Consider the following 20,383-nt stretch of genomic DNA (forward strand, 5'->3'; position numbering starts at 1 on the left):
GCGGATCGGCTCAGACCCGGCCGAACACCAACGCGGCGTTGGTGCCGCCGAAGCCGAAGCTGTTGGACATCACCGTATCCAGCTGCTGCTCGCGGCTCTCGCGCACGATCGGGAATCCTTCCACCTTCGGATCAAGCTCGGTGATGTTCGCCGAACCGGCAATGAACCCATCGCGCATCATCAGCAGGCAGTAGATCGCCTCGTGCACGCTTGCCGCACCCAGCGAATGGCCGGACAGCGCCTTCGTCGACGACAGCGGCGGAATGGCCTCGCCGAATACTTCGCGGATCGCACCCAGCTCGGTGACGTCGCCCAGCGGCGTGGACGTGCCGTGCGTATTGAGGTAATCCAGCGGACGGTCCACGTGTTCCATGGCCATCTTCATGCAGCGCACGGCACCTTCGCCGGACGGAGCGACCATGTCGGCGCCATCGGAGGTCACGCCATAGCCGATCAGCTCGGCATGGATGGTGGCACCGCGCGCAATGGCGTGGTCGTAGTCTTCCAGCACCAGCATGCCACCGCCGCCGGCGATGACGAAGCCGTCGCGGTCCTTGTCATACGGGCGCGAGGCCGTGGCCGGGGTCTCGTTGAAGCCGGTGGACAGCGCGCCCATCGCATCGAACATCACGCTCATCGACCAGTGCAGGTCTTCACCGCCACCGGCGAGCATGATGTCCTGCGCGCCATGGCGGATCAGGTCGGCGGCCGCGCCGATGCAGTGTGCCGAGGTGGCGCAGGCGGCCGACAACGAATAACTGAGACCCTTGATCTGGAACGCGGTGGCCAGGCAGGCCGACACCGTGCTGCACATCGTGCGCGGCACCATGTACGGGCCGACCTTGCGCACGCCGCGGCTGCGCAGGATATCGGCCGCTTCCACCTGCCACTCGCTGGAGCCACCGCCGGAACCGGCGATCAGGCCGGTACGCGGGTTGCTCACCTGCTCGGTGGTCAGGCCGGCATCGGCGATGGCATCGCGTGCGGCGATGAAGGCGAACGCCGAGGCATCGCTCATGAAGCGCTTGAGCTTGCGGTCGATCAACGCATCCAGGTCCAGGTCCACGCGACCACCGACCTGGCTGCGCAGGCCGGCTTCGGCATGGTCAGGCAGGGCGGTGATGCCGGGGCGGCTGGCACGCAGGTTGGCCGATACGGTGTCCAGGTCGTTGCCCAGGCACGAGGTGATGCCCATTCCAGTAATGACGACGCGACGCATCAGAAGTTCTCGGTGGAAGTGAAGAGGCCCACGCGCAGATCCTTGGCGACGTAGATTTCGCGGCCATCCACCAGCATGCGGGCGTCGGCCTGGGCCATCACCAGCTTGCGGTTGATGACCCGGGTGATGTCGACTTCATAGCTGACCAGCTTGGCGTCGGGCAGGACCTGGCCGGTGAACTTCACGTCACCACAGCCAAGCGCACGGCCGCGGCCGGGGGCGCCGATCCAGGTGAGGAAGAAGCCGGTGAGCTGCCACATGGCATCCAGCCCCAGGCAGCCGGGCATGACCGGGTCGCCGGCGAAGTGGCACTTGAAGAACCAGAGGTCCGGACGGATATCCAGTTCTGCGCGTACCATGCCCTTGCCGTGCGGGCCGCGGTCATCGCGGATGTCGGTGATGCGGTCGAACATCAGCATCGGGTCGTTGGGCAGGCGCCCGGCGCTGGCGCCGAACAGTTCACCGCGGGCGCTGGCCAGCAGCTGGTCGCGGTCGAACGCGTGGAGACGAGTCATGGAAAGCACGATCCTGGAAGCGAAGAACGGGTAATCAAGCGCCCGAGGATGCATGACGGGAATGGTTTCAATCAAACATTTCCACCGTACGCACGCGTAGTGTGTACAGCTGAAAACGCGCATCCTGTTGATGTGCAACGACCATACTTCGGCGTGTGGCCCACCAAGGTCGAATGCCCCCTTTCCCTTCATCATGAGCACTATGCGCAAGATCATCCACGTTGACATGGACGCGTTCTACGCGTCGGTGGAGCAGCGCGATGACCCGTCACTGCGCGGAAGGCCGGTGGTGGTGGCGTGGCGTGGGGCGCGTTCGGTGGTATGCGCGGCCTCCTACGAGGCCCGGGTGTTCGGCATCCGCTCGGCCATGCCGGCACTGCGGGCTGAACGGCTGTGCCCGGATGCCGTGTTCGTGCCACCGGACTTCGCCCGCTACAAGGCGGTTTCGCGGCAGGTACGCGAGATCTTCCTGCGCCACACCGACCTGGTGGAGCCGCTGTCGCTGGACGAGGCGTACCTGGATGTGACCGTGCCGAAATCCGGCATCGCGTTGGCAACCGACATCGCCCGCGAGATACGCACGCAGATCCGCGATGAGACCGCGCTGACCGCCTCTGCCGGCATTGCGCCGAACAAATTCCTGGCGAAGATCGCGTCGGACTGGCGCAAGCCGGATGGGCAGTTCGTGGTGACGCCGCAGCGGGTGGATGCGTTTCTGCTGCCGCTACCGGTGAAGAAGGTCCCGGGCGTCGGCGCGGTGATGGAGGGCAAGCTGGCGGCGTTGGGCATCATCACCTGCGGCGACCTGCGCGCCTGGTCGGCGGCGTCGCTGGAGGAAGCCTTCGGCAGTTTCGGCCGCAGCCTGTACAACCGCGCGCGCGGCATCGACGAACGTCCGGTGGAGCCCGACCAGCAGGTGCAGTCGATATCGTCGGAGGACACTTTCGCCGAAGACCTGCCGCTGGATGCACTGGAGCCGGCCATCGTGCAGTTGGCCGAGAAGACCTGGACGGCTACGCGCAAGACCGACCGCATCGGGCATACCGTGGTATTGAAGCTGAAGACCGCGCAGTTCCGCATCCTGACCCGCAGCTACACGCCGGAGCGCGCGCCGGAGTCGATGGAAGCGCTGCGTGACATCGCACTGGCCCTGCGGGCCCGCGTGGACCTGCCAGAAGACACCCGTTACCGGCTGGTTGGCGTCGGGCTGGGCGGCTTCCGCGAGCGCGAACCCGTCCTGCAGGGTGACCTCTTCCAGAACGGGGACGGAGGGAATTAATCGAAATTAATTCCCTCCGTCCCCGTTTTCGTCAGTAGGCGGCGGTGATGATTTCACGCGGGTGGGCGTTGGTTTCGAGTTCTTCGACAAAGGCGGCGCCATAGTCGGCGTAGCTGATGCGGCTGTGGCCGTCGGCGTCGGTGAGGAACGTCCTTGCCTGTACGCGATAGGTTCCGCGTTCTTCACCGGGGCCGATTTCTGCGGCGGGCGAGAAGAACGTCCAGTCGATGTCCTGCACCGGGCGCAGCTGGGTCAGTGCATCGCGTGCGGCGAGTGCGAAGGGTTTGTAAGCGGCCGGGAAATCCGGCGTGTCGACCAGTTGCAGGCCCGGGGCGACCTCCAGGCTGCCCGCACCCCCACCACCACCAGCCGCGGCACGTTGGCTTCGCGTGCGGCTGCCACCAGTTGCGCGGCCACGGCGGCGATCTGGCCGATGTCATCTCCGGGGCGCGGGCCGTAGGCGCTGGCCAGCACATCATGTCCACGGATGACGGCGGCGAGTGCGGCGGCATCGTCCAACGGGGCGATGGCCAGGGAGGCGCCCGCCAGCTCGGCGGGGAGCGCTTTTTCACTGCGCACGATGGCCTTTACCTGATGGCCCTTGGCCAAGGCGTGGCGGGCGATCTGGCGACCGATGTTGCCGGTGGCACCGACGAGGGCGATCTTCATGGGGGAGCTCCGTAGCGGTTGGGAGCGATCACTGTAGGCGTCGCCACTGGTTCGAAAAACAGCGTATAACGACCGTGTTTGTTGCATGGATCGAACAAGTGGACCGACTTACTGCCATCGATGTGTTCATCGAGGTCGCCGAGCGCGGCAGTCTGACGGCTGCGGCGGAGGCCCTGGACATGTCACGGCCCATGGTGACCCGTTATCTGGCGGAGCTGGAGCAGTGGCTCGGCGCGCGCCTGCTGCACCGGACGACCCGCCGGGTGGGGCTGACGGGGCCGGGCGACGTTGCGCTGTCGCATTTCCAGCAGATGCGTGGCGTGCGCCAGGCGCTGGAAGATGAGCTGGCCAGCCAGGATCCCGAGCCGCACGGTGTGTTGCGCGTAACGGCCAGCGTGTCGTTCGGGCAGCTGCATTTGGCGCCCGCCGTTGCGGACTACGTGAAGCGCCACGCGCAGGCACGGATCGAACTGCTGATGGTGGACCGCATCGTCAATCTGGTGGAAGAGCGCATCGATCTGGCGGTGCGCATTTCACGGCAGATCGATCCGGCGCTGATCGCGCGGCGGTTGGCGGACTGCCGGTCGGTGCTGTGCGTGGCCCCGGCCTACCTGCGGCAGCACGGCACGCCGCAGAGCGCGGAAGAGCTGGCATCGCACAACTGCCTGACCCATCACTACGTCGGCAAGGGGGTATGGCGGCTGCGGCGGGACGGGCGCGAGGTGGCGGTGAGTGTATCGGGCAACATCAGTGCCAACGATTCGTCGTTGCTGCTGGAGGCGGTGCGCAGCGGGACGGGGATCGCCATGCTGCCCGCTTACCAGGTGAACCCGCTGTTGGCCAGCGGCGAACTGGTGGCGCTGTTACCGGACTACACGCTGGACGTGATGGGGCTGCATGCCGTGTATGCCTCGCGTCGACAGCAATCGACATTGCTGCGCAGTTTCGTCGACTTCCTGGTGGAGCGCTTCTCAGGCCCTGCGTTCGTGCCTTATTGCTGAGCCCGTGCGGACGCAGCAGAGACCAGGCCGCAGACACCACGCGGTGTTACGGCGCAGGTCCCTACACTGTGCCTCCCCCCGCACTGCGCAGCCGCCCCGTGAGCGAAGCAACAACGTATCCCTATCCGTTGGTCGTATTCGACCTTGATGGCACGCTCGTCGACAGTGCCGCTGATATCGCAGAGGCGCTCAACCGCACCTTGGTGGACTGGCAGCTGCCGCGCGTGCCGGAGGCCACCGTGTTGACGTGGATCGGCGATGGCGTGCGCCGACTCGTGGAGCAGGCCTTCACCGCGGCCGGCAGCACGATCGATCTGGACACGGTGATGCCGGGCTTCATGGTGCATTACCGCGAGTGCCTGCTGCGCAGTCCGCGGCTGTTCGATGGCGTGGCTGAGGCGCTGCAGGTGCTGCAGGCGCGCGATGTGCCCATGGCCATCTGCACCAACAAGCCGTCGGCGCTGGTGCAGCCGCTGCTGGATCACCTGGGCATCGGCACTGTGTTCGCGTTGGTACTGGGAGGCGATTCGCTGCCGCAGCGCAAGCCGAGTGGCGAGCCCTTGCGGCACATCGCGGCGCAGTTCGGCGAAGACCCGGCCGCGTGCCTGATGGTGGGCGATTCCTTGACGGATTACCGTGCCGCACTGGATGCGGGCATGCCGGTTGCCCTGGTGCGCTATGGCTATCCGCGGGGGCTGGATCTGCAGCACAACGAAGCGGTCGCCGTGATCGATGACCTGCGCGATCTGCCTGGGTTGCGCGCCGGGGCGTAACGGTAGCGCCGAGCCGTGCTCGGCGGAATGTTTCCGTGCACGGCCCGCTTCGCTCGCCGACCATGGGTCGGCGCTACCGATCTCGGGCGCTGTTGTAGCGCCGAGCCGTGCTCGGCGGAATGTCTCCGTGCACAGCCCGCTGCGCTCGCCGACCACGGGTCGGCGCTACCGCTCTCGGACGCTGTGGTAGCGCCGAGCCGTGCTCGGCGGAATGTTTCCGTGCACGGCCCGCTTCGCTCGCCGACCATGGGTATGCCGGTCGTCCTGACCGGCACCCTGCGGGCCGTCGCACGCGACGTTGGCAGCGGCTCCTGCCGCTGCCTTCGGCGCTACCGCTCCCGCCGCATTACTGCGGCTGGTAGCGCACGCTGAGCTGGTACTCGCGGCCGGGCTGGTTGTACCAGGCGACGGTTTCGTAGCGGCGATCGAATACGTTCGCCGCACGCGCCAGCAACGACCAGTCTGGACCCAGCGCGTACTCAAGACGCACGTCCAGCGTGCCGTAGCCGCCCAGCTTCACCGTGTTGGCGGCATCGTCATAACGCTTGCCGGCACCGAAGCCGGTGACGCCCACACGCACGTCACCAAAACGGCGGTCCATATCGATGCGCGCGGTCTGCTGCGCGCGACGCGCCAGCCAGTTGTCGTACTGGGTGCCGACGGTGTGGTTGCGCGGATCGGTGTAGCTCAGCTGCGCGTTGACGTCGATACCGGCCACGCGGGTGGTGCCGGTCAGCTCGGCTCCACGGATGCGGGCCTTTTCCACCTGTGTCATGCGGAAGGTTGCCGCGTCATACGTGATCAGATCGTCCACGCGCGTCTCGTAAACATCCAGGCCCCAGCGCCAGCCTTGGCCCTGCTGAGCGACGCCGACATTGGTGCTGCGTGCCTTCTCCGGATCAAGGGTGGCAACACCGCTCCACGGGTCGTACAGATCGCTGAAAGTAGGTGCCTTGAACGCGGTGCCATGGCTGGCGGTCAGCTTCCAGCCGCCGCCCAGTTCCATGCCCCATGCCAGCGAACCGGTGGTGTGGTTACCGAACTGCTCGTTGTCATCGTTGCGCACGCTGGCCTGCAGTTGGTGCTGACCGAAGCGTCCCTGGTACTGCAGGAACACGCCGGTGTTGTCACGGCTGTCGACCAGATAACCAGCGCTGCTGCCGTCCAGACTGTCATCGCTCCAATCCACGCCGCCGCTCAGCAGCTGACCGTCGGCAAGGCCGATGTCAGCCTGCACCGAGGCACTGTCACGCTGTGTCTGTGCACGGCCGAACGCATCGAACGGGCCGCTGTTGTCGGACTCGTTGTCGCTGCGGCCGATGTTGGCGGTCACGGTCAATCGCTCAGAGGGGGCATAGCGGACCTTGCCAGCCAGTACCTGCTGCAGGGTCTCGGAATAGTTGTAATAGCCGTCGTAGTGGTTCTCCGCTTCGGCGCGCAACGCGCTGCCCTCTACGGTCCACTGGTCGTTGACGTGGTAGCCGCCGCGCGCGCTTTTGGACAGGTTGCGGTAGCCGTCGCGGTCTGGCTCATCCGCGCCGCAGCCTTGGAAGGTGGCCGCCGAGCCCCGGCAGGCATCGATGCCATCGCTGTGCTGGTAGGCGATATCGATGCCGAACCAGCCCCGTTCCGTTCCCCCGCCGATACCACCGCTGGCCTGGCGAAGTCCGTTGCTGCCGCCGCCCAGCTCCAGGCGCGGTGCGAATCCGCCTGTGTTGCGGCGGGTGAATATCTGCACGACGCCGCCAATGGCATCCGCGCCATACAGGCTGGACTGCGGCCCGCGCACGATCTCCACGCGCTCTATCTGCGCCAGCGGCAGGTCCTGCAGCATGGCCAGGCCGAAGTCGGCGGTATTGATACGCACGCCGTCCACCAGCACTACGGTGTGCGACGAGTTGGTGCCGCGCAGGAACAGCGAGGTCTGCTTGCCGAGCCCGCCGGTGTTGGTCAGGTTGATGCCGGCGCGGCCGCGCAGCAGGTCCTGCAGCGAGGTCGCCTGGCTGGATTCGATTGCGGCGCGGTCGATCACCTGCGCCGGGTTGAGGCTGTCGGTCAGCGCGATCGGTGTGCGCGTGGCGGTGACCAGCACTTCGTCGAGCGCGGTCGCTGCGTTCTGCGCGTGGGCAACGCCCGGCAGTGCGGCAAGCACGGCCAGGGAAAGGATTCGGGACTGCACTGACATGAGGGAACTCCGGCTGCCGCGCACGCCCGCGCGGACATAAAGGGAGCTGCAGCACGTGGGGCTGGGCGATGCGCACCGCGAATGCTCGCGATGGCCGTCGCCGATGCCCACCGCATCGCAACCTGGTGCTTCCTGGCCGGTCTCCGGGCTTGCCGTCGGTGGGAACCCACCGGGCGGACGCCTTCCCATGCTGGGCACAGTGGCGTGATGTCCGCTTGTGACGCGCTTACCGTTGCGGGGGCAGCGCCGGAGTGGCATCTCACGATGTGTCACCGGCTTCCCGTTTCAACCTGCCAGCTTGCGCCGCAGGTCACCTTGAAGTGCGCGCAGTCTAAGCGATCACACGCGGCAATGCAGGGCGATGCGGCCGGTGCACTAGAATGGACTCTGTTTCGTTCCAGATCTGCCGATGACGTCGATGCCGTGTTGTGTTGTTCCCCTGTTCGAACGCCTGGGCGTGCGCCCGCTGATGCACGACAGGCACACCGGGGGCGGGCGATGATCCTGGACCTGGTGCGCCATGCCAGTACCGGACGCGATACCCACCTGGACGGACGCACCGATCCACCGTTGTTGGCTGGTGCGCATGACGGTCTGTGTGCCGCCTATGACCTGCACGAATGGGAGCGTGTGATCTGCTCGCCCCGCCTGCGTGCACTACACACCGCCGTGGCGCTGGCCGTGCCGCGAGGGCTGGAGGTGCAGCCGGACGCGGAGTGGGAAGAGCTGGACTTCGGCGACTGGGATGGTGTGGCCATCGACACGCTGCCCGAGCAGGCACTGCTGGGCTTTCATCGTGATCCGCACGCGTTTCCACCGCCGAACGGCGAAAGCTGGGGACACTTCGAGCGACGGATCGCGCGCGCGCTGGATCGGTTGTTCGATGCAGAGGAAGCCGACGATGCGGCGCCAACGCTGATCGTCAGCCACGGCGGTCCGCTGCGGATGGTGCTGTCACAGGTATGTGGGTTGCCGGTGGCCCTGTGCTGGGCGTTGCGTATCGACCACGGCACGCGGCTGCGGCTGCGGGTGGAGCGGGGCGACGGCGGGCTGTGGGGCGAGCTGCTGGAGCTGCAACAGCCGTGATGCGGTCGTTGTAGCGCCGAGCCACGCTCGGCGGAATGTCCCCGCGCGCGGCCCGCTGCGCTCGCCGACCATGGGTCGGCGCTACCGGGAAGCGGCGCGTCGTGCTCGGCGGGATGTGTCCGCGTACGGCCCGCTGCGCTCGCCGACCTTGGGTCGGCGCTACCGTCAGTCCTGCGTGTCGGCGTCGTCGAAACGTCGTTCGTGCACGGGGCCGGAGGCCGGTCCCGGCGCTTTCAACGGCTGCAGGGCGATGCGTGCTTCGTAGTCCTGCACCAACGCACCGCGTTGTGCTTCGGACAGGTCCTGCCAGTGGCAGTCCAGCAACGCGCCTTCCAACGAATAAAGCAGGTTGAGGCTGGGCTTGAAGCCCGCGCGCCTGATCTTGACGAAGGCGCCGACCGAGCCGATCGCGAGCAGTTCTTCGCGGCTGCGCAGCCCCACCTGGCGCAGCCAGGCAGCGCTCTTCGGACCGATGTTGCGCAGCTGCAGGGTGCTCATTGCAGGGCGTCGACGAATACCGCAGCGATGGCTTCCAGGCCGGCCTGGTCATCGGCATCGAAGCGCGCCGGGTCCGGGCTGTCCAGGTCGAGCACGCCGATCAGCGTATCGCCCTTCACCAGCGGTACCACCAGCTCGGAACGGGAGGCGGAATCGCAGGCGATATGGCCCGGGAAGGCGTCCACATCATCGATGCGCTGGGTCACGCGCTGGGTGGCGGCAGCACCACAAACGCCCTTGTGCAGGGGGATGCGTACGCACGCAGGCAGGCCCTGGAACGGGCCGACAACCAGCTCGGTACCGTCGAACAGGTAGAAGCCGGCCCAGTTGAGCTGCGGCACGGCGTGGTAGATCAGCGCGGAGAGGTTGGCCGCATTGGCGATGCGGTCGCTCTCGCCATGGACCAGGGCACGGGCCTGTTCCAGCAGCTGGGCGTATTGTTCCGGCTTGCTGCCGGTCAGCGAAGAGGTGGCGAACATGGCGTCAGTCTAGCAAGGCACGGCGTCGCGGGCGGCAAGGCCGCGCGCAAGCGCGCCGATCCGCGCTATGCCGGCCACGTAGTGCTCATCCAGCGCCTGGCAGCAGGAAAGCCGCAGGCATTGCCGGTAGCGTGCGCCCCGCGAATACACCTGGCCGGGCATGAACACGATGTCCTCTGCCAGCGCCTGCTCGAACAGCTGGCCGGTGTCCACGCCCGGTATTTCCAGCCACAGCAGGAAACCGCCGGTCGGCTCGGTCGCCAGCGTGCCGGGCGGAAAGTGCTGGGCGACCAGCTGTCGGACGCGCCCGGTCTGTTCGCGGTACAGCCGGCGCATGCGCCGGAGATGGTGCTCGTAGTTGCCCGCCTCGAGGAACGCCGCGACAGAATCACCGAGCAACCGCGACTCGGCACCGCTGGAGTGGAACTTGAGCAATGCGATGCGCTCGCTGAAGCGGCCGCCCTCGAGCCAGCCGATGCGGTAGTCCGGCGCCAGCGTCTTGGAGAAGCCGGCGCAGACCATGACCCAGCCCTCGCGGTCGAATGCCTTGAGCAAGGGTTCCAGCGGTTCGGTGTGCTGCAGCTCGGCGTACACGATGTCTTCGATCACCGGCAGCCGCCGGGCGCTGGCCAGCGCGGCCAGGCGTTGCTTGGCGGCGACCGGCATGGTGCAGCCCAATGGATTGTGCACGGTGGGCATCACCACCAGCGCGGCCAACGTCGTGGTATCGAGCAGGGTGGCCAACGCGTCCACGTCCAGCCCGTGTTGCGGGTGGGTGGGCAGTTCGATCGCCTGCAACCCGAGGCTGGCAAGCAGCGGATACAGGTTGAAGTAGGACGGGGCCTCCAGCCCCACGGCGTCGCCGGGCTGGGTGACCGCGCGCAGCGCCAGCTGCAAGGCCTCCATCGCCCCATGGGTCAGCACGATGCGTTCCGGCACGGTGTGCAGCCCCAGGCGCGGGCCGCGCTGCACGATCTGCCGGATCAGCGCCTGCGAACCATTCTGTCGCGCGTAGGTTTCCACCGTGGCCATGCCCCGACGCAGCACCTGCGCCGTCGCGCGCTGCAGGTGGGGGCCGGGATAGAAGGCCGCGCCCCGCGGCCCGGCGAAGGCGAGGTCCAGCACCTGCGGGCGCTGCTGCGCGGCAAGGACGCGTGCCATCATCGCCTGCTGGCCGGGGGCGGTGGGGGCCGACGGGACATCGCGTAACGAGCGCTGCGGCACCTGCAGGCGCTGCGCGACTTCGAACCCCGAACGCGGCAGCGGAATCACCAGACCGGCATCTTCGAGTTGCCGGTAGGCCCCGATCACGGTGTTCAGGCTGACCTTGCGCTGGTCGGCCATCTGCCGCAGCGAAGGCAGACGCGCCCCGCTGGGCAGGCGTCCGGCGTGGATCGCCGCCGCCAGTTCATCAGCAAGGCGCTGGTAGCGAGGGGATGTGGTGAGCTCATCCATCTGTACCCATCCCGCTGACCATCCGCCGTGCCTGTAACCGTGGGATGGCCAGCCTAGCATGGGCCTGCCGCGCGCCGCTTCGTAGCGGGTCAGCGCGCTTTTCTGCCTGCGACCGCGGCCCAGCGCACCCACTCAGCCGTGCGGCGTCAACGCATCGGCACCAGCATCGGATCCTTGCGGTACAACTGCGGGAAGCGCTGCTGCAACGCGACCAGCTTGGGCGCATCGTAGTAGCGGATGTAGGCGGCCTGCGGATTCCGCTCCAGGTAATTCTGGTGATACGCCTCGGCGGGATAGAAGCGCTTGCCCGTGCCCAGCTCGGTCACCACCGGCGAGGTGAACGAGGCGCCGATCTGTCCTACGTAGGCGCGGTTGGCTGCCTGTTGGCGCGCGTCGTCGCTGAAGATGGCGGAGCGATACTGCGTGCCGCGATCCGGGCCTTGTCGATTGAGCTGGGTCGGATCATGCGCAACCGAGAAGAACACCTGCAGCAGCTGGCCGTAGCTGACCTGGCGCGGATCGTAGTCCACCCGCACCGCCTCGGCGTGGCCGGTGCGACCGCCGCTGATGGTTTCATAGCGCGCGGTCGATGCCTCGCCCCCGATGTAGCCGGACACCGCGTTGCTGACGCCCTTGACGTGCTGGAACACGCCCTGCACGCCCCAGAAGCAGCCGCCGGCGAACACCACGCTGGCCTGCGTGCGGTCATCCTTGAAGGCAGCGGTTCCGGTGGGCGCGGGCAGCGCACGGCTTTCTTCGCTGATGCGAGCCGCACCGGCAGCGGCGCCAAGGGCCGGTCCCGCATCCACCGCAAAGGCGACCAGCGAGCCCACGACCAGCGTCGCGACGGCGGCGGCGATACCCTGTTCCAGTGAGAGTTTCATACGATCTCCTCAACCAAACGTAAATGCGTAGGCCTGGACGCCGGGGTCCAGGAATTCGATCTCGAACAGGTGCTCGCCGATGTTGTCGCGCTGGCGTACCAACTGGTAAAGACGGTGCTCATCGACCACGCCGGTGCCATCGGGATGGACGTCGCCGCCTGCATCGGCGGACGGAAGCGGCTTGCCATCCATCAACACGCGGAAACGAACCGGCGCGCCGTTTTCCGCCGGCGCCAACACCAGGTGCAGGTCGCGGGCGTGGAAACGGAAGGCGATGCGGCCACCGGCCTGCTGCAGTTCCGCAGCCTCTTCGCTCACGGTCCAGGGTCCCCGCAATGCCCACTGGTTCAGCGTGAAGCGATCCGGCAGCGTGTAGTCGGCCCGTTGTCCGTTGCGGATGCCACCGGGAGACGCGAAGTTCTCCGCGCGGGCATGGCCCAGATAGGTCTCCGGCGAGCGCAGGTTGCCCATGTCGGCCTGCTCGGCAACGCCCTGCAGGCTGGTGGCGGCCGCGGGGTCGGCAGGCGGGGGCAGGTCGGTCTGGCCCGCCTCCTGCAGCAGCCGACGGATCACCTGCTCGGAGTGCGCATAGTTGCCCTCGCCGAACTGGTGCGCGCGGATGCGCCCCTTCGCATCGACGAAGTAGTGGGCCGGCCAATAGCGGTTTTCGAATGCGCGCCAGATGGCATAGTTGTTGTCCAGCGCGACCGGGTAGTCGACCTTCAGTTGTTCAACGGCGCGCATCACATTGCGCGGATTTCGCTCGAAGGCGAACTCGGGCGTATGTACGCCGATCACCACCAGGCCATGGTCGCGGTAGCGCTCCTGCCATTCGTGCACGAAGGGCATCGCGCGCAGGCAGTTGATGCAGGAATAGGTCCAGAAATCGATCAACACGACCTTGCCGCGCAGCTGCTCGCGGGTCAGCGGTGGGCTGTTGAGCCAGCCGGTGCTGCCGTCGAGGGCCGGCAGTTCGCCTTCGACCGGCAACGGCGTATCGGCCGCCCCGGCTGCGCCCGTGCTGGACAGCGTGGAGGCGGCGGGCTGCACGCCAGGAACCGCGTTGAGCAGCCCCTGCTCCAGTCGCGCCGTGCTTACCGCAGAAAGGCGCGTCAACACACCGGTGTCCCAGCCCATGGCGATGGCGACCACCGCCAGCAGCGCGGCAACGCCCAGCAGGCGGCGCAGCGTATTGCCCAGGCCCAGCCGTGCCTTCAAGGCATTGAAGACGCGACCGCCGATCCACACCGCCAGCGCGAGGGCCGTCACTGCGCCCAGAGCGTAAGCCAGCAGCAGGCTGCTGGTGCTGGCACTGGCGCCATTCAATGCCGCGCCGGTCAGCACCAGACCGAGGATCGGGCCAGCACATGGCGCCCACAGCAGGCCAGTGGCGATACCCACGAGCAGGGAGGTGCCCGCTCCGCCCCGTCCGGCTTCATCGGCCGCATCGGCCCGCGCACTGAGTCGTGCGCCGGCCCGCTGGAACGGTGCCAGCAAGCGGTCGGAAAAGCGTGGCCACAACAACGCCAGAGCGAAAACCGCCATTACGACCAGCGCGATCCAGCGACCGATCTGGTTGGCCTGCGCCACCCAGGCGCTGCCCACGGCCGCCAGGCTGGCCACCACGGTGAAGGTGATCGCCATGCCCAGCAGCAGCGGCAGGGTGCTGCGCAGGAAGGAGCGGCCTGCGCGTGCAAACACGAACGGCAGCACCGGCAGGATGCAGGGACTGAGCAGGGTCAACACACCCCCCAGGTAGGCCAGCAGCAACAGCATCATCGACGCTCCATCAAGGGGATCAGCAGGAAGAGGGACATCACACGGGCACGCGCCAGCGTTCGCCGCTGTCGTTGGCATCGGCGGCGGCAGAGGGTTCAAACGTCATCGCTGCACCGTTCATGCAATAGCGCAGACCCGTCGGGCGGGGGCCGTCGTTGAACACATGGCCCAGATGGCCACCACAGCGGCGGCAGTGGATTTCCACCCTTACCATGCCGAACAGCGTATCGCGCTGCTCGCCTACCGCGTCCTTCAGCGGCTGCCAGAAGCTCGGCCAGCCGGTGCCACTCTCGAACTTGGTGGCCGACGAAAACAGCGGCAGCGCGCAGCCCGCGCAGTGGAACGTGCCCCGGCGCTTTTCCCGGTCCAGCGGACTGCTGCCTGCGCGCTCGGTGGCCTGCTGGCGCAGCACGGCGTACTGCGCAGGGGTCAGGCGCTGCTTCCATTCGGCATCGCTGCGCATGATGTCGAAGCGGCGGGCCGGCGCGGCCTCGGCGGCTGCAGGGGCAGCGCGGCTGCAGGCCCCCACGCCCAGCACGCTGGCGGCGGCTGCCATGCCGCCCAGGCCAAGCAGGTGACGACGGGTAAGCGACATGGGCGATCTCCAGCGAAGGACGATGTGGCCATGCTGCGCCCACGCGCATCAACGAATCCTCACGGAGAGTTCAATTTTCCGTGATACATCCACCGGCCGGCCGAAGGACAATGACGGCACGTCTTCCTGCCGCCACCCTGCCTCCATGACTGCTGCCCAGCGCGTCCTGATCGTCGAAGACGATGTCCACATCGCCGACCTGCTGCGCCTGCATCTGGCCGATGAAGGCTACACGGTGGTGCATGCGGCCGACGGTGACGTCGGCATGCGGCTGCTGGAGCAGGAGGGGCCCTGGGATGCGCTGGTGCTGGATGTGATGTTGCCCGGCGTGGATGGGCTGCAGATCTGCCGCCGCGCGAGGGCGATGGCGCGCTATGTGCCGATCATCATCATCAGCGCCCGTGGCAGCGAGACCCAACGGATCGTCGGGCTGGAACTCGGCGCGGATGACTACCTTGCCAAGCCGTTTTCGATGCCGGAACTGGTGGCGCGAGTACGCGCGCTGCTGCGCCGTGCCGACGCGATGGCACAGAACGCGCGGCTGGATGCGGGGGCGATCGAACTGGGCCCGCTGCGCCTTGACCCGCTGGCGCGGGTGGCTGCCCATTCCGGCAAGGAGCTGGAGCTGACGCCGCGCGAGTTCGACCTGCTGCTGTTCTTTGCCCGCCATCCTGGGCAGGTATTCACCCGCGCCGAGCTGCTGGACCAGGTCTGGGGTTACGGCCATGATGGCTACGAGCACACCGTCAACACGCACATCAATCGCCTGCGCAACAAGATCGAAGCGGACTCGGCCAATCCGAAGCAGATCCTCACGGTATGGGGCCGCGGCTACAAGCTGGTGGGCACCACCGGAGGTGACGCGTGACGCTTCGGCTGCGGCTGTGGCAGAAACTGGCGGCGGTGTTCGCCGCGCTGCTGGTGCTGTGCAGCCTGGCGCTGCTGGGCATGCAGATGCGCATGGCGCTGCGGCATGAGCAGGAAGTGGTGCAGCGCCTGTCGCTGGGGCTGGCCGCGCACATCGCCCAGCGCAGCGAGCTGATGGACCAGGCGGGCATGCGCGAACTGGAAGTGCGCGCGCTGTTCGGCCAGCTGATGGCGGTCAATCCCAGCGTCGAGGTGTATCTGCTGGACGAGCAGGGCCGCGTGCTGGGCCATGACGCACCGAGTGGCCATCTGCATCGCGACAAGGTGGACCTGGCGCCGCTGAAAGCGCTGCTGGCCGGCGGGGCACTGCCGATCCTCGGCGACGACCCGCGCAGTGCCAGCGGACGCAAGGTCTTCAGCGTGGCGCCGCTGGTGGTGCAGGGCAAACCAGCAGGCTATGTCTACGTGGTGCTGGTGGGTGAACAGCGGCAGATGCTGGCGGATGACCTGGCCAGCAGCAGCCAGTGGCGCACCACGCTGTGGTCGGTGGTGCTGGTTGCGGTGCTGGGCATGCTGGCCGGACTGGTGGCGTTCTATTGGGTGACGCGGCCGCTGCGTGAGTTGACCCGGCGCATTCAATCGTTCGACATCGATGCCCCCACGGAGCTGCCTGCGCTGCCCGCGCTGCGCGGTGACGAGCGCGACGAACTGCTGATTCTGGAGCACGCACACGCACAGATGGCCCACCGACTTGGTGAGCAGTGGCAGCAACTGCGTCAGCAGGACCTGCAGCGACGCGAGATGGTTGCCAACATTTCCCATGACCTGCGCACGCCGTTGGCGTCGCTGCATGGCTATCTGGAAACGCTGGCGATGAAGGAAGCTACATTGAGCGTTGAAGAACGCCGTCGTTATCTGGCGATCGCGCTTTCGCAGAGTGCCAAGGTCGGCGGACTGGCGCGCGCGCTGTTCGAGCTGGCACGGCTGGAGCACGGCCAGGTGCAACTGCAGTGGGAAGTGTTCGCGCTGCCGGAACTGCTGCAGGATGTGCTGCAGAAGTTCGAATTGTCCGCCGAAGCCAAGCAACAGCGGCTGGATGCATCGTTCCCGCAGGGGCTGCCGCTGGTGCGTGCCGACGTGGGGCTGGTGGAACGGGTACTGACCAACCTGATCGACAATGCGCTGCGGCATACGCCGGAGGGCGGTCATGTGCAGGTTCGGCTCTTCGCAGCGCCGGACCACGTGCGCGTGCAGGTAAGCGACAACGGCCCCGGCGTGGATCCGGCCCTGCGCGCGACGCTGTTCCATGCGCCAGCCGCGCTCGGTCCGCGTCGCGGCGAGAATGGCGGGCTTGGGCTGCTGATCGTGCAGCGCGTGGTGCAACTGCATGGCCACGACATCCGGCTGCTGGACACCGAGCAGGGCGCGACCTTCGAGTTTGCGTTGCCGCGGGCGAAGCCTGCAGGCTGAGCGTCGGATGATCTGCGTGCAGGATCGCCCGGTTTGATGTCGGCCGGCCGGGTCCGTGCGCTGCCGACTGAAGTCGGCACTACCAGGCGAGGCGCAGAGCGGGAGATAGCAGGCGCGCCGGTCCACAGGCGCAGAGCGGGCAGCAGGCCGCATGCACGCGTCGGGGAGTAGGTAGCGGGTGCAACGCCGAGCCAAAAAAAAGGACCCGACAGAGGGAGGGATCTGTCGGGTCCTGCGACTGCACGGGGGGAGGGACCCATGCAGTGTTCTGGTGGTCTGCGGAACCGGGAAGATTCGCGACCTGTTGCAATGCAGCATACGCCTTTCGTGCTGCATTGCAACAGGATCGTCTGCCGTGTCCTGAACGAGGCTGAATGTCGTTCAGTATCAACCACTTGCTCAGCGGGTCGCGGGCCCACGATAGCGGCATCCGGACGTGCAGGTCTCATGCACGGTGATCTCGCTGAGGGCAGGCAGCACCGGCTTGAGCTCCTGCCAGATCCAGACCGCCAGATTTTCGCTGGTCGGGTTTTCCAGCCCCGGGATGTCATTGAGGTAGTGGTGGTCCAGGCGGTCGTAGATCGGCTGGAATGCGGCTTTGACGTCGCCGAAATCCATGATCCAGCCGGTCTGTGCACCGGGTTCGCCCTCGACTTTCAGTTCCACCCGGAACGAATGGCCGTGCAGGCGCGAACACTTGTGGCCCGGCGGCACGTTGGGCAGCCGATGCGCTGCTTCGATCATGAAGATTTTGAAGATTTCCATGATGCGGATTGTACCGGTCCGCAGTGCCAGGCCCGTTACAACGGCAGTTGAATCCTTTTCATCGCGATGAAGAGATGTTAGCTTCTCTTATATCCGTATGAAGAGATGTTATTGGCTGCGCAGCAGCCGTTCATGTGCTACTGCGGAACTGCCACCACCACCCCACGAAGACCACATGCCCCAGCACACCTTGCTCGTGGCGGCCTTGGCCGCTGCCTTGGCCGCGCCTTTGCCTGCCGCAGCCGACACCTCTGCCGACACCTCCGCCAGTGGCGATGCCAGCACACTGGCCGCCGTGCGGGTCACCGGGTCCAACATCAAACGCACTGACACGGAGACCGCCAACCCGGTCCAGGTGATCGGCCGCGAACAGCTGGAGGCCACCGGCAAGGCGTCGGTCGCCGATGTACTGCGCTCGATCTCGGCCAACACCGGCAATGCAGCGAACGAGACCTCCAACAGTGGCTGGGCCTCTGGCTCGGCAGGTATCGGCCTGCGTGGCCTGTCGCAGAAAAACACGCTGGTGCTGCTCAATGGCCGGCGTTTGGCCAACTATGGTTTCCCGGCCAATGGCCTGTCCGACACCTTCGTCAACCTCAATGCGCTGCCGCTGGTCGCCGTGGAACGGATCGAAGTGCTCAAGGACGGCGCGTCGGCGGTGTATGGCTCGGATGCCGTGGCCGGCGTGGTCAACATCATCACCCGACAGAACTACCAGGGCGCGGAGATCGGCGGCAGCGTCGGCACGGCGGACCAGGGCGGGCTGGACGAAACCAAGCTGAAGTTCGTCGGCGGGCTGGGTGACCTGGAGCGCGATGGCTACAACATCCTCTTCAGCCTGGAAGCTTACAACCGCGATCGCCTGGACCAGGACGAGCGCGACCTGACCCAGAGCGGCATCTACAGCGACAAGTCCGGTGGCCGCTGGAACGGCTGGTCGGCGAAAGGCGCGCGGTACCTGATCAATGGGGCGTCGGTGCCCATGCTCGATGCCAATGGCCAGTGCCCGGACGGCACCACCCTGGTCGCCAGCGCGCCGATCGATGGACTGGCCGGCAACACCTGCGGCTTCAACCAGGCACCGTTCACCACGTTGATTCCGTCGACCAAACGCTGGCAGGCCTATGCGAACGGCACGTTCCGCGTCAGTGACAACGTCGAAGCCTTCGGCGAAGTCCTGTACAGCGAGGTAAAAGGCGTTTCCTGGTTTGGCAGCAGTCCCTTCTTCACCCTGGAAAGTGGTCGCTTCGCGCTGAACGCGGATACCGGACTGGCCGAGCCGGTGTCTTCGAGCCTGCCCGCCAACAACCCCTACAACCCGTACGGACGGGCCGTGCCGATCGAATACACGTTCTTCAACCTCGGCGGCACGGTGAAGACCAACCGCTCGCAGTCCTACCGCGGACTGGTCGGCCTGCGCGGCAGCAGCGAGCGCTGGGATTGGGAGGTGGCCGCGTTCGGTGCCCGCAGCAGCGAGCGCGAAACCGTGTCCGGTGGCTTCGCGAACCGCTGGGCGTTGGCCGACGCGTTGGCCACCGGCAGCTACAACCTGTTGGATCCGTCGGCCACGCCTCAGTCGGTGCTTGATGGCATCAACATCGCCACCTTGCGCCCGGCCGAATCCAAGCTGCAGGGCATCGATGCGAAAGTGTCCGGCACGCTGGGCCGTACCTGGGCCGGCGACATCGGCTTCGCCTCGGGGCTGGAGTGGCGCCGCGAGAAGCTGGATTCCAACAATCCCTGGCAGATCGATGCCGGCCTGCAGGTACGCCCGGCCATCGCCGAAGTGCATGGCGAGCGGACCGTGACCGCAGCGTATGCCGAGGCGATCGTGCCGCTGGCCTCCAGGCTGGAGCTGTCGGTCGCCGCGCGTGCGGATCATTACGACGACTTCGGCGATGCGTTCTCGCCCAAGCTGGGCCTGCGCTGGCAGCCGCTGGACTTCCTGCTGGTGCGCGCGGCCGCGTCGAAGGGCTTTCGTGCGCCTTCGCTTTCGGAGAACTCGGACAGCACCAGCATTTCCTACGGCAGCGTGGTCGACCCGCGTGACCCGGACCTGCCCGGATCGCGGCAGAACCCCACGTTCTTCACCGTCGGCAACACCGACCTGAAGCCGGAACGCACGCGCAGCTATAACTTCGGCGTGGTGCTGTCGCCGTGGGCGAACACCAACCTGAGTGTCGACTACTACAAGATCGAGCTGGAGAACCTGGTCGGCACCAACAACACCCAGACCCTGGTCACCAACGATGTGCCCGGCGCGGTGCAGCGCGATGAGCGCGGCAAGATCCAGGCCGTGTATAACCGCTACCAGAACCTGAGTGACCTGAAGACGTCCGGCATCGATGTCGAGCTGCGCCAGCGCGTGCCCACCGATCGCTTCGGCACCTTAAACCTGAGCTCGGCGTACACCCATGTGCGCGACTACCGCCGGCCCACGGTGATCGGCGGTCCGCTCGTGGACTACGCCGGCAGCAACCTCGGTGCGACCTTGCCGAAGAACAAAGCGACGACGTCGTTGGACTGGGCGTACGGTGATGTACGCACGGCGCTCACCTGGTACTACACCAGTGGTTATGACCAGAAGGCCAGCACGACGGCGCAGGCCGTGCAGGACCGGGTCGACTCGTACAGCCAGTTCGATCTGTACGTCGGGTACACCGGATTCGAGCAGCTGACCCTGTACGCGAAGATCCAGAACCTGGGCGATGAGGCACCGCCGTACGACGCGTCGTTCCCGGGCATCCGCGCGCCCTACGATTTCAGCCAGTACGACCTGCGCGGACGCTACTTCACGGTCGGGTTCGACTACCGGTTCTGATCAGCCTGCTTCGTTGCACCGCAATGTCCGCCTGGTCGCCGCG

19 protein-coding genes and 1 riboswitch are annotated in these 20,383 nt (G+C 66.7%); of the genes, 7 read left to right on the plus strand and 12 right to left on the minus strand.

The window, feature by feature from the left end:
- Window positions 1-10 precede the first annotated feature (10 nt).
- Together fabB and fabA are read right to left on the minus strand one after the other, a co-directional pair.
- Complete coding sequence (gene fabB, locus ICJ04_RS02290) at window positions 11-1,219, minus strand: beta-ketoacyl-ACP synthase I (RefSeq protein WP_188325953.1); 1,209 nt, start codon at window positions 1,217-1,219, stop codon at window positions 11-13.
- A complete protein-coding gene (gene fabA, locus ICJ04_RS02295) occupies window positions 1,219-1,734 on the minus strand; it encodes a 3-hydroxyacyl-[acyl-carrier-protein] dehydratase FabA (protein ID WP_188325954.1) in 516 nt (171 codons plus the stop codon). Before fabA ends, fabB begins: the two co-directional genes overlap by 1 nt.
- A gap of 193 nt (window positions 1,735-1,927) precedes the next feature.
- Between fabA and dinB the strand changes: the two genes are divergently transcribed.
- Entirely contained in the window at window positions 1,928-3,013 is a 1,086-nt protein-coding gene (gene dinB / locus ICJ04_RS02300; RefSeq protein ID WP_188325955.1) for a DNA polymerase IV, read from the plus strand.
- Between the two features lie 31 nt (window positions 3,014-3,044).
- Here the strand turns inward: dinB and ICJ04_RS18215 are convergent, their stop codons facing one another.
- Window positions 3,045-3,251, minus strand: coding sequence for a hypothetical protein (locus tag ICJ04_RS18215; protein WP_223202964.1), 207 nt, complete (start codon window positions 3,249-3,251; stop codon window positions 3,045-3,047).
- Between the two features lie 14 nt (window positions 3,252-3,265).
- Window positions 3,266-3,682 (minus strand): NAD(P)H-binding protein, encoded by a 417-nt coding sequence (locus ICJ04_RS02305; RefSeq protein WP_223202965.1) that lies wholly within the window; start codon window positions 3,680-3,682, stop codon window positions 3,266-3,268.
- A gap of 98 nt (window positions 3,683-3,780) precedes the next feature.
- Here ICJ04_RS02305 and ICJ04_RS02310 point away from each other — a divergent pair, with 98 nt between their 5' ends.
- Both ICJ04_RS02310 and gph read left to right on the plus strand, forming a co-directional pair.
- Window positions 3,781-4,683 (plus strand): LysR family transcriptional regulator, encoded by a 903-nt coding sequence (locus ICJ04_RS02310; protein ID WP_188325956.1) that lies wholly within the window; start codon window positions 3,781-3,783, stop codon window positions 4,681-4,683.
- A 98-nt stretch (window positions 4,684-4,781) separates the two neighbouring features.
- Window positions 4,782-5,456, plus strand: coding sequence for a phosphoglycolate phosphatase (gene gph / locus ICJ04_RS02315; RefSeq protein WP_188325957.1), 675 nt, complete (start codon window positions 4,782-4,784; stop codon window positions 5,454-5,456).
- 346 nt (window positions 5,457-5,802) lie between these two features.
- Here gph and btuB read toward each other — a convergent pair whose 3' ends face one another.
- Window positions 5,803-7,641, minus strand: a complete 1,839-nt coding sequence (gene btuB / locus ICJ04_RS02320; RefSeq protein ID WP_188325958.1) for a TonB-dependent vitamin B12 receptor — start codon at window positions 7,639-7,641, stop codon at window positions 5,803-5,805.
- Window positions 7,642-7,757: 116 nt separating this feature from the next.
- Window positions 7,758-7,974: riboswitch (cobalamin riboswitch) on the minus strand.
- Window positions 7,975-8,139: 165 nt separating this feature from the next.
- Between btuB and ICJ04_RS02325 the strand changes: the two genes are divergently transcribed.
- Window positions 8,140-8,727 carry a histidine phosphatase family protein gene (locus tag ICJ04_RS02325; RefSeq protein WP_188325959.1) on the plus strand — a complete coding sequence of 196 codons (588 nt, stop codon included), beginning with the start codon at window positions 8,140-8,142 and terminating at the stop codon, window positions 8,725-8,727.
- 165 nt (window positions 8,728-8,892) lie between these two features.
- Here the strand turns inward: ICJ04_RS02325 and ICJ04_RS02330 are convergent, their stop codons facing one another.
- The 6 genes from ICJ04_RS02330 to msrB all read right to left on the minus strand — a co-directional run bounded on the left by ICJ04_RS02330 (window position 8,893) and on the right by msrB (window position 14,417).
- The gene (locus tag ICJ04_RS02330; RefSeq protein WP_188325960.1) at window positions 8,893-9,225 is read right to left on the minus strand and encodes a TfoX/Sxy family protein; all 333 of its coding nucleotides are present in this window, start codon (window positions 9,223-9,225) and stop codon (window positions 8,893-8,895) included.
- The gene (locus ICJ04_RS02335; RefSeq protein WP_188325961.1) at window positions 9,222-9,704 is read right to left on the minus strand and encodes a GAF domain-containing protein; all 483 of its coding nucleotides are present in this window, start codon (window positions 9,702-9,704) and stop codon (window positions 9,222-9,224) included. Before ICJ04_RS02335 ends, ICJ04_RS02330 begins: the two co-directional genes overlap by 4 nt.
- 9 nt (window positions 9,705-9,713) lie before the next feature.
- Window positions 9,714-11,159, minus strand: a complete 1,446-nt coding sequence (locus ICJ04_RS02340) for a PLP-dependent aminotransferase family protein (RefSeq protein ID WP_188325962.1) — start codon at window positions 11,157-11,159, stop codon at window positions 9,714-9,716.
- Between the two features lie 146 nt (window positions 11,160-11,305).
- Complete coding sequence (gene msrA, locus ICJ04_RS02345; protein WP_188325963.1) at window positions 11,306-12,043, minus strand: peptide-methionine (S)-S-oxide reductase MsrA; 738 nt, start codon at window positions 12,041-12,043, stop codon at window positions 11,306-11,308.
- 9 nt (window positions 12,044-12,052) lie between these two features.
- Window positions 12,053-13,822, minus strand: coding sequence for a cytochrome c biogenesis protein DipZ (locus ICJ04_RS02350; protein WP_188325964.1), 1,770 nt, complete (start codon window positions 13,820-13,822; stop codon window positions 12,053-12,055).
- Between the two features lie 37 nt (window positions 13,823-13,859).
- The gene (gene msrB, locus ICJ04_RS02355) at window positions 13,860-14,417 is read right to left on the minus strand and encodes a peptide-methionine (R)-S-oxide reductase MsrB (protein ID WP_188325965.1); all 558 of its coding nucleotides are present in this window, start codon (window positions 14,415-14,417) and stop codon (window positions 13,860-13,862) included.
- A gap of 145 nt (window positions 14,418-14,562) precedes the next feature.
- Between msrB and ICJ04_RS02360 the strand changes: the two genes are divergently transcribed.
- A complete protein-coding gene (locus ICJ04_RS02360) occupies window positions 14,563-15,285 on the plus strand; it encodes a response regulator transcription factor (RefSeq protein ID WP_188325966.1) in 723 nt (240 codons plus the stop codon).
- Window positions 15,282-16,754, plus strand: a complete 1,473-nt coding sequence (locus ICJ04_RS02365) for an ATP-binding protein (RefSeq protein WP_223202966.1) — start codon at window positions 15,282-15,284, stop codon at window positions 16,752-16,754. The genes ICJ04_RS02360 and ICJ04_RS02365 overlap by 4 nt, the downstream gene beginning before the upstream one ends.
- Window positions 16,755-17,153: 399 nt before the next feature.
- Here ICJ04_RS02365 and queD read toward each other — a convergent pair whose 3' ends face one another.
- Window positions 17,154-17,519: a 6-carboxytetrahydropterin synthase QueD gene (queD, locus tag ICJ04_RS02370; protein ID WP_188325967.1), complete on the minus strand. Its 366-nt coding sequence runs from the start codon at window positions 17,517-17,519 to the stop codon at window positions 17,154-17,156.
- 175 nt (window positions 17,520-17,694) lie between these two features.
- On the opposite strand from queD, the gene ICJ04_RS02375 reads away from it, so the two are divergent.
- A complete protein-coding gene (locus tag ICJ04_RS02375) occupies window positions 17,695-20,340 on the plus strand; it encodes a TonB-dependent receptor (RefSeq protein WP_188325968.1) in 2,646 nt (881 codons plus the stop codon).
- Window positions 20,341-20,383: the final 43 nt, after the last annotated feature.

The sequence above is a fragment of the Stenotrophomonas sp. 169 genome (assembly GCF_014621775.1).
Classification (GTDB): domain Bacteria; phylum Pseudomonadota; class Gammaproteobacteria; order Xanthomonadales; family Xanthomonadaceae; genus Stenotrophomonas.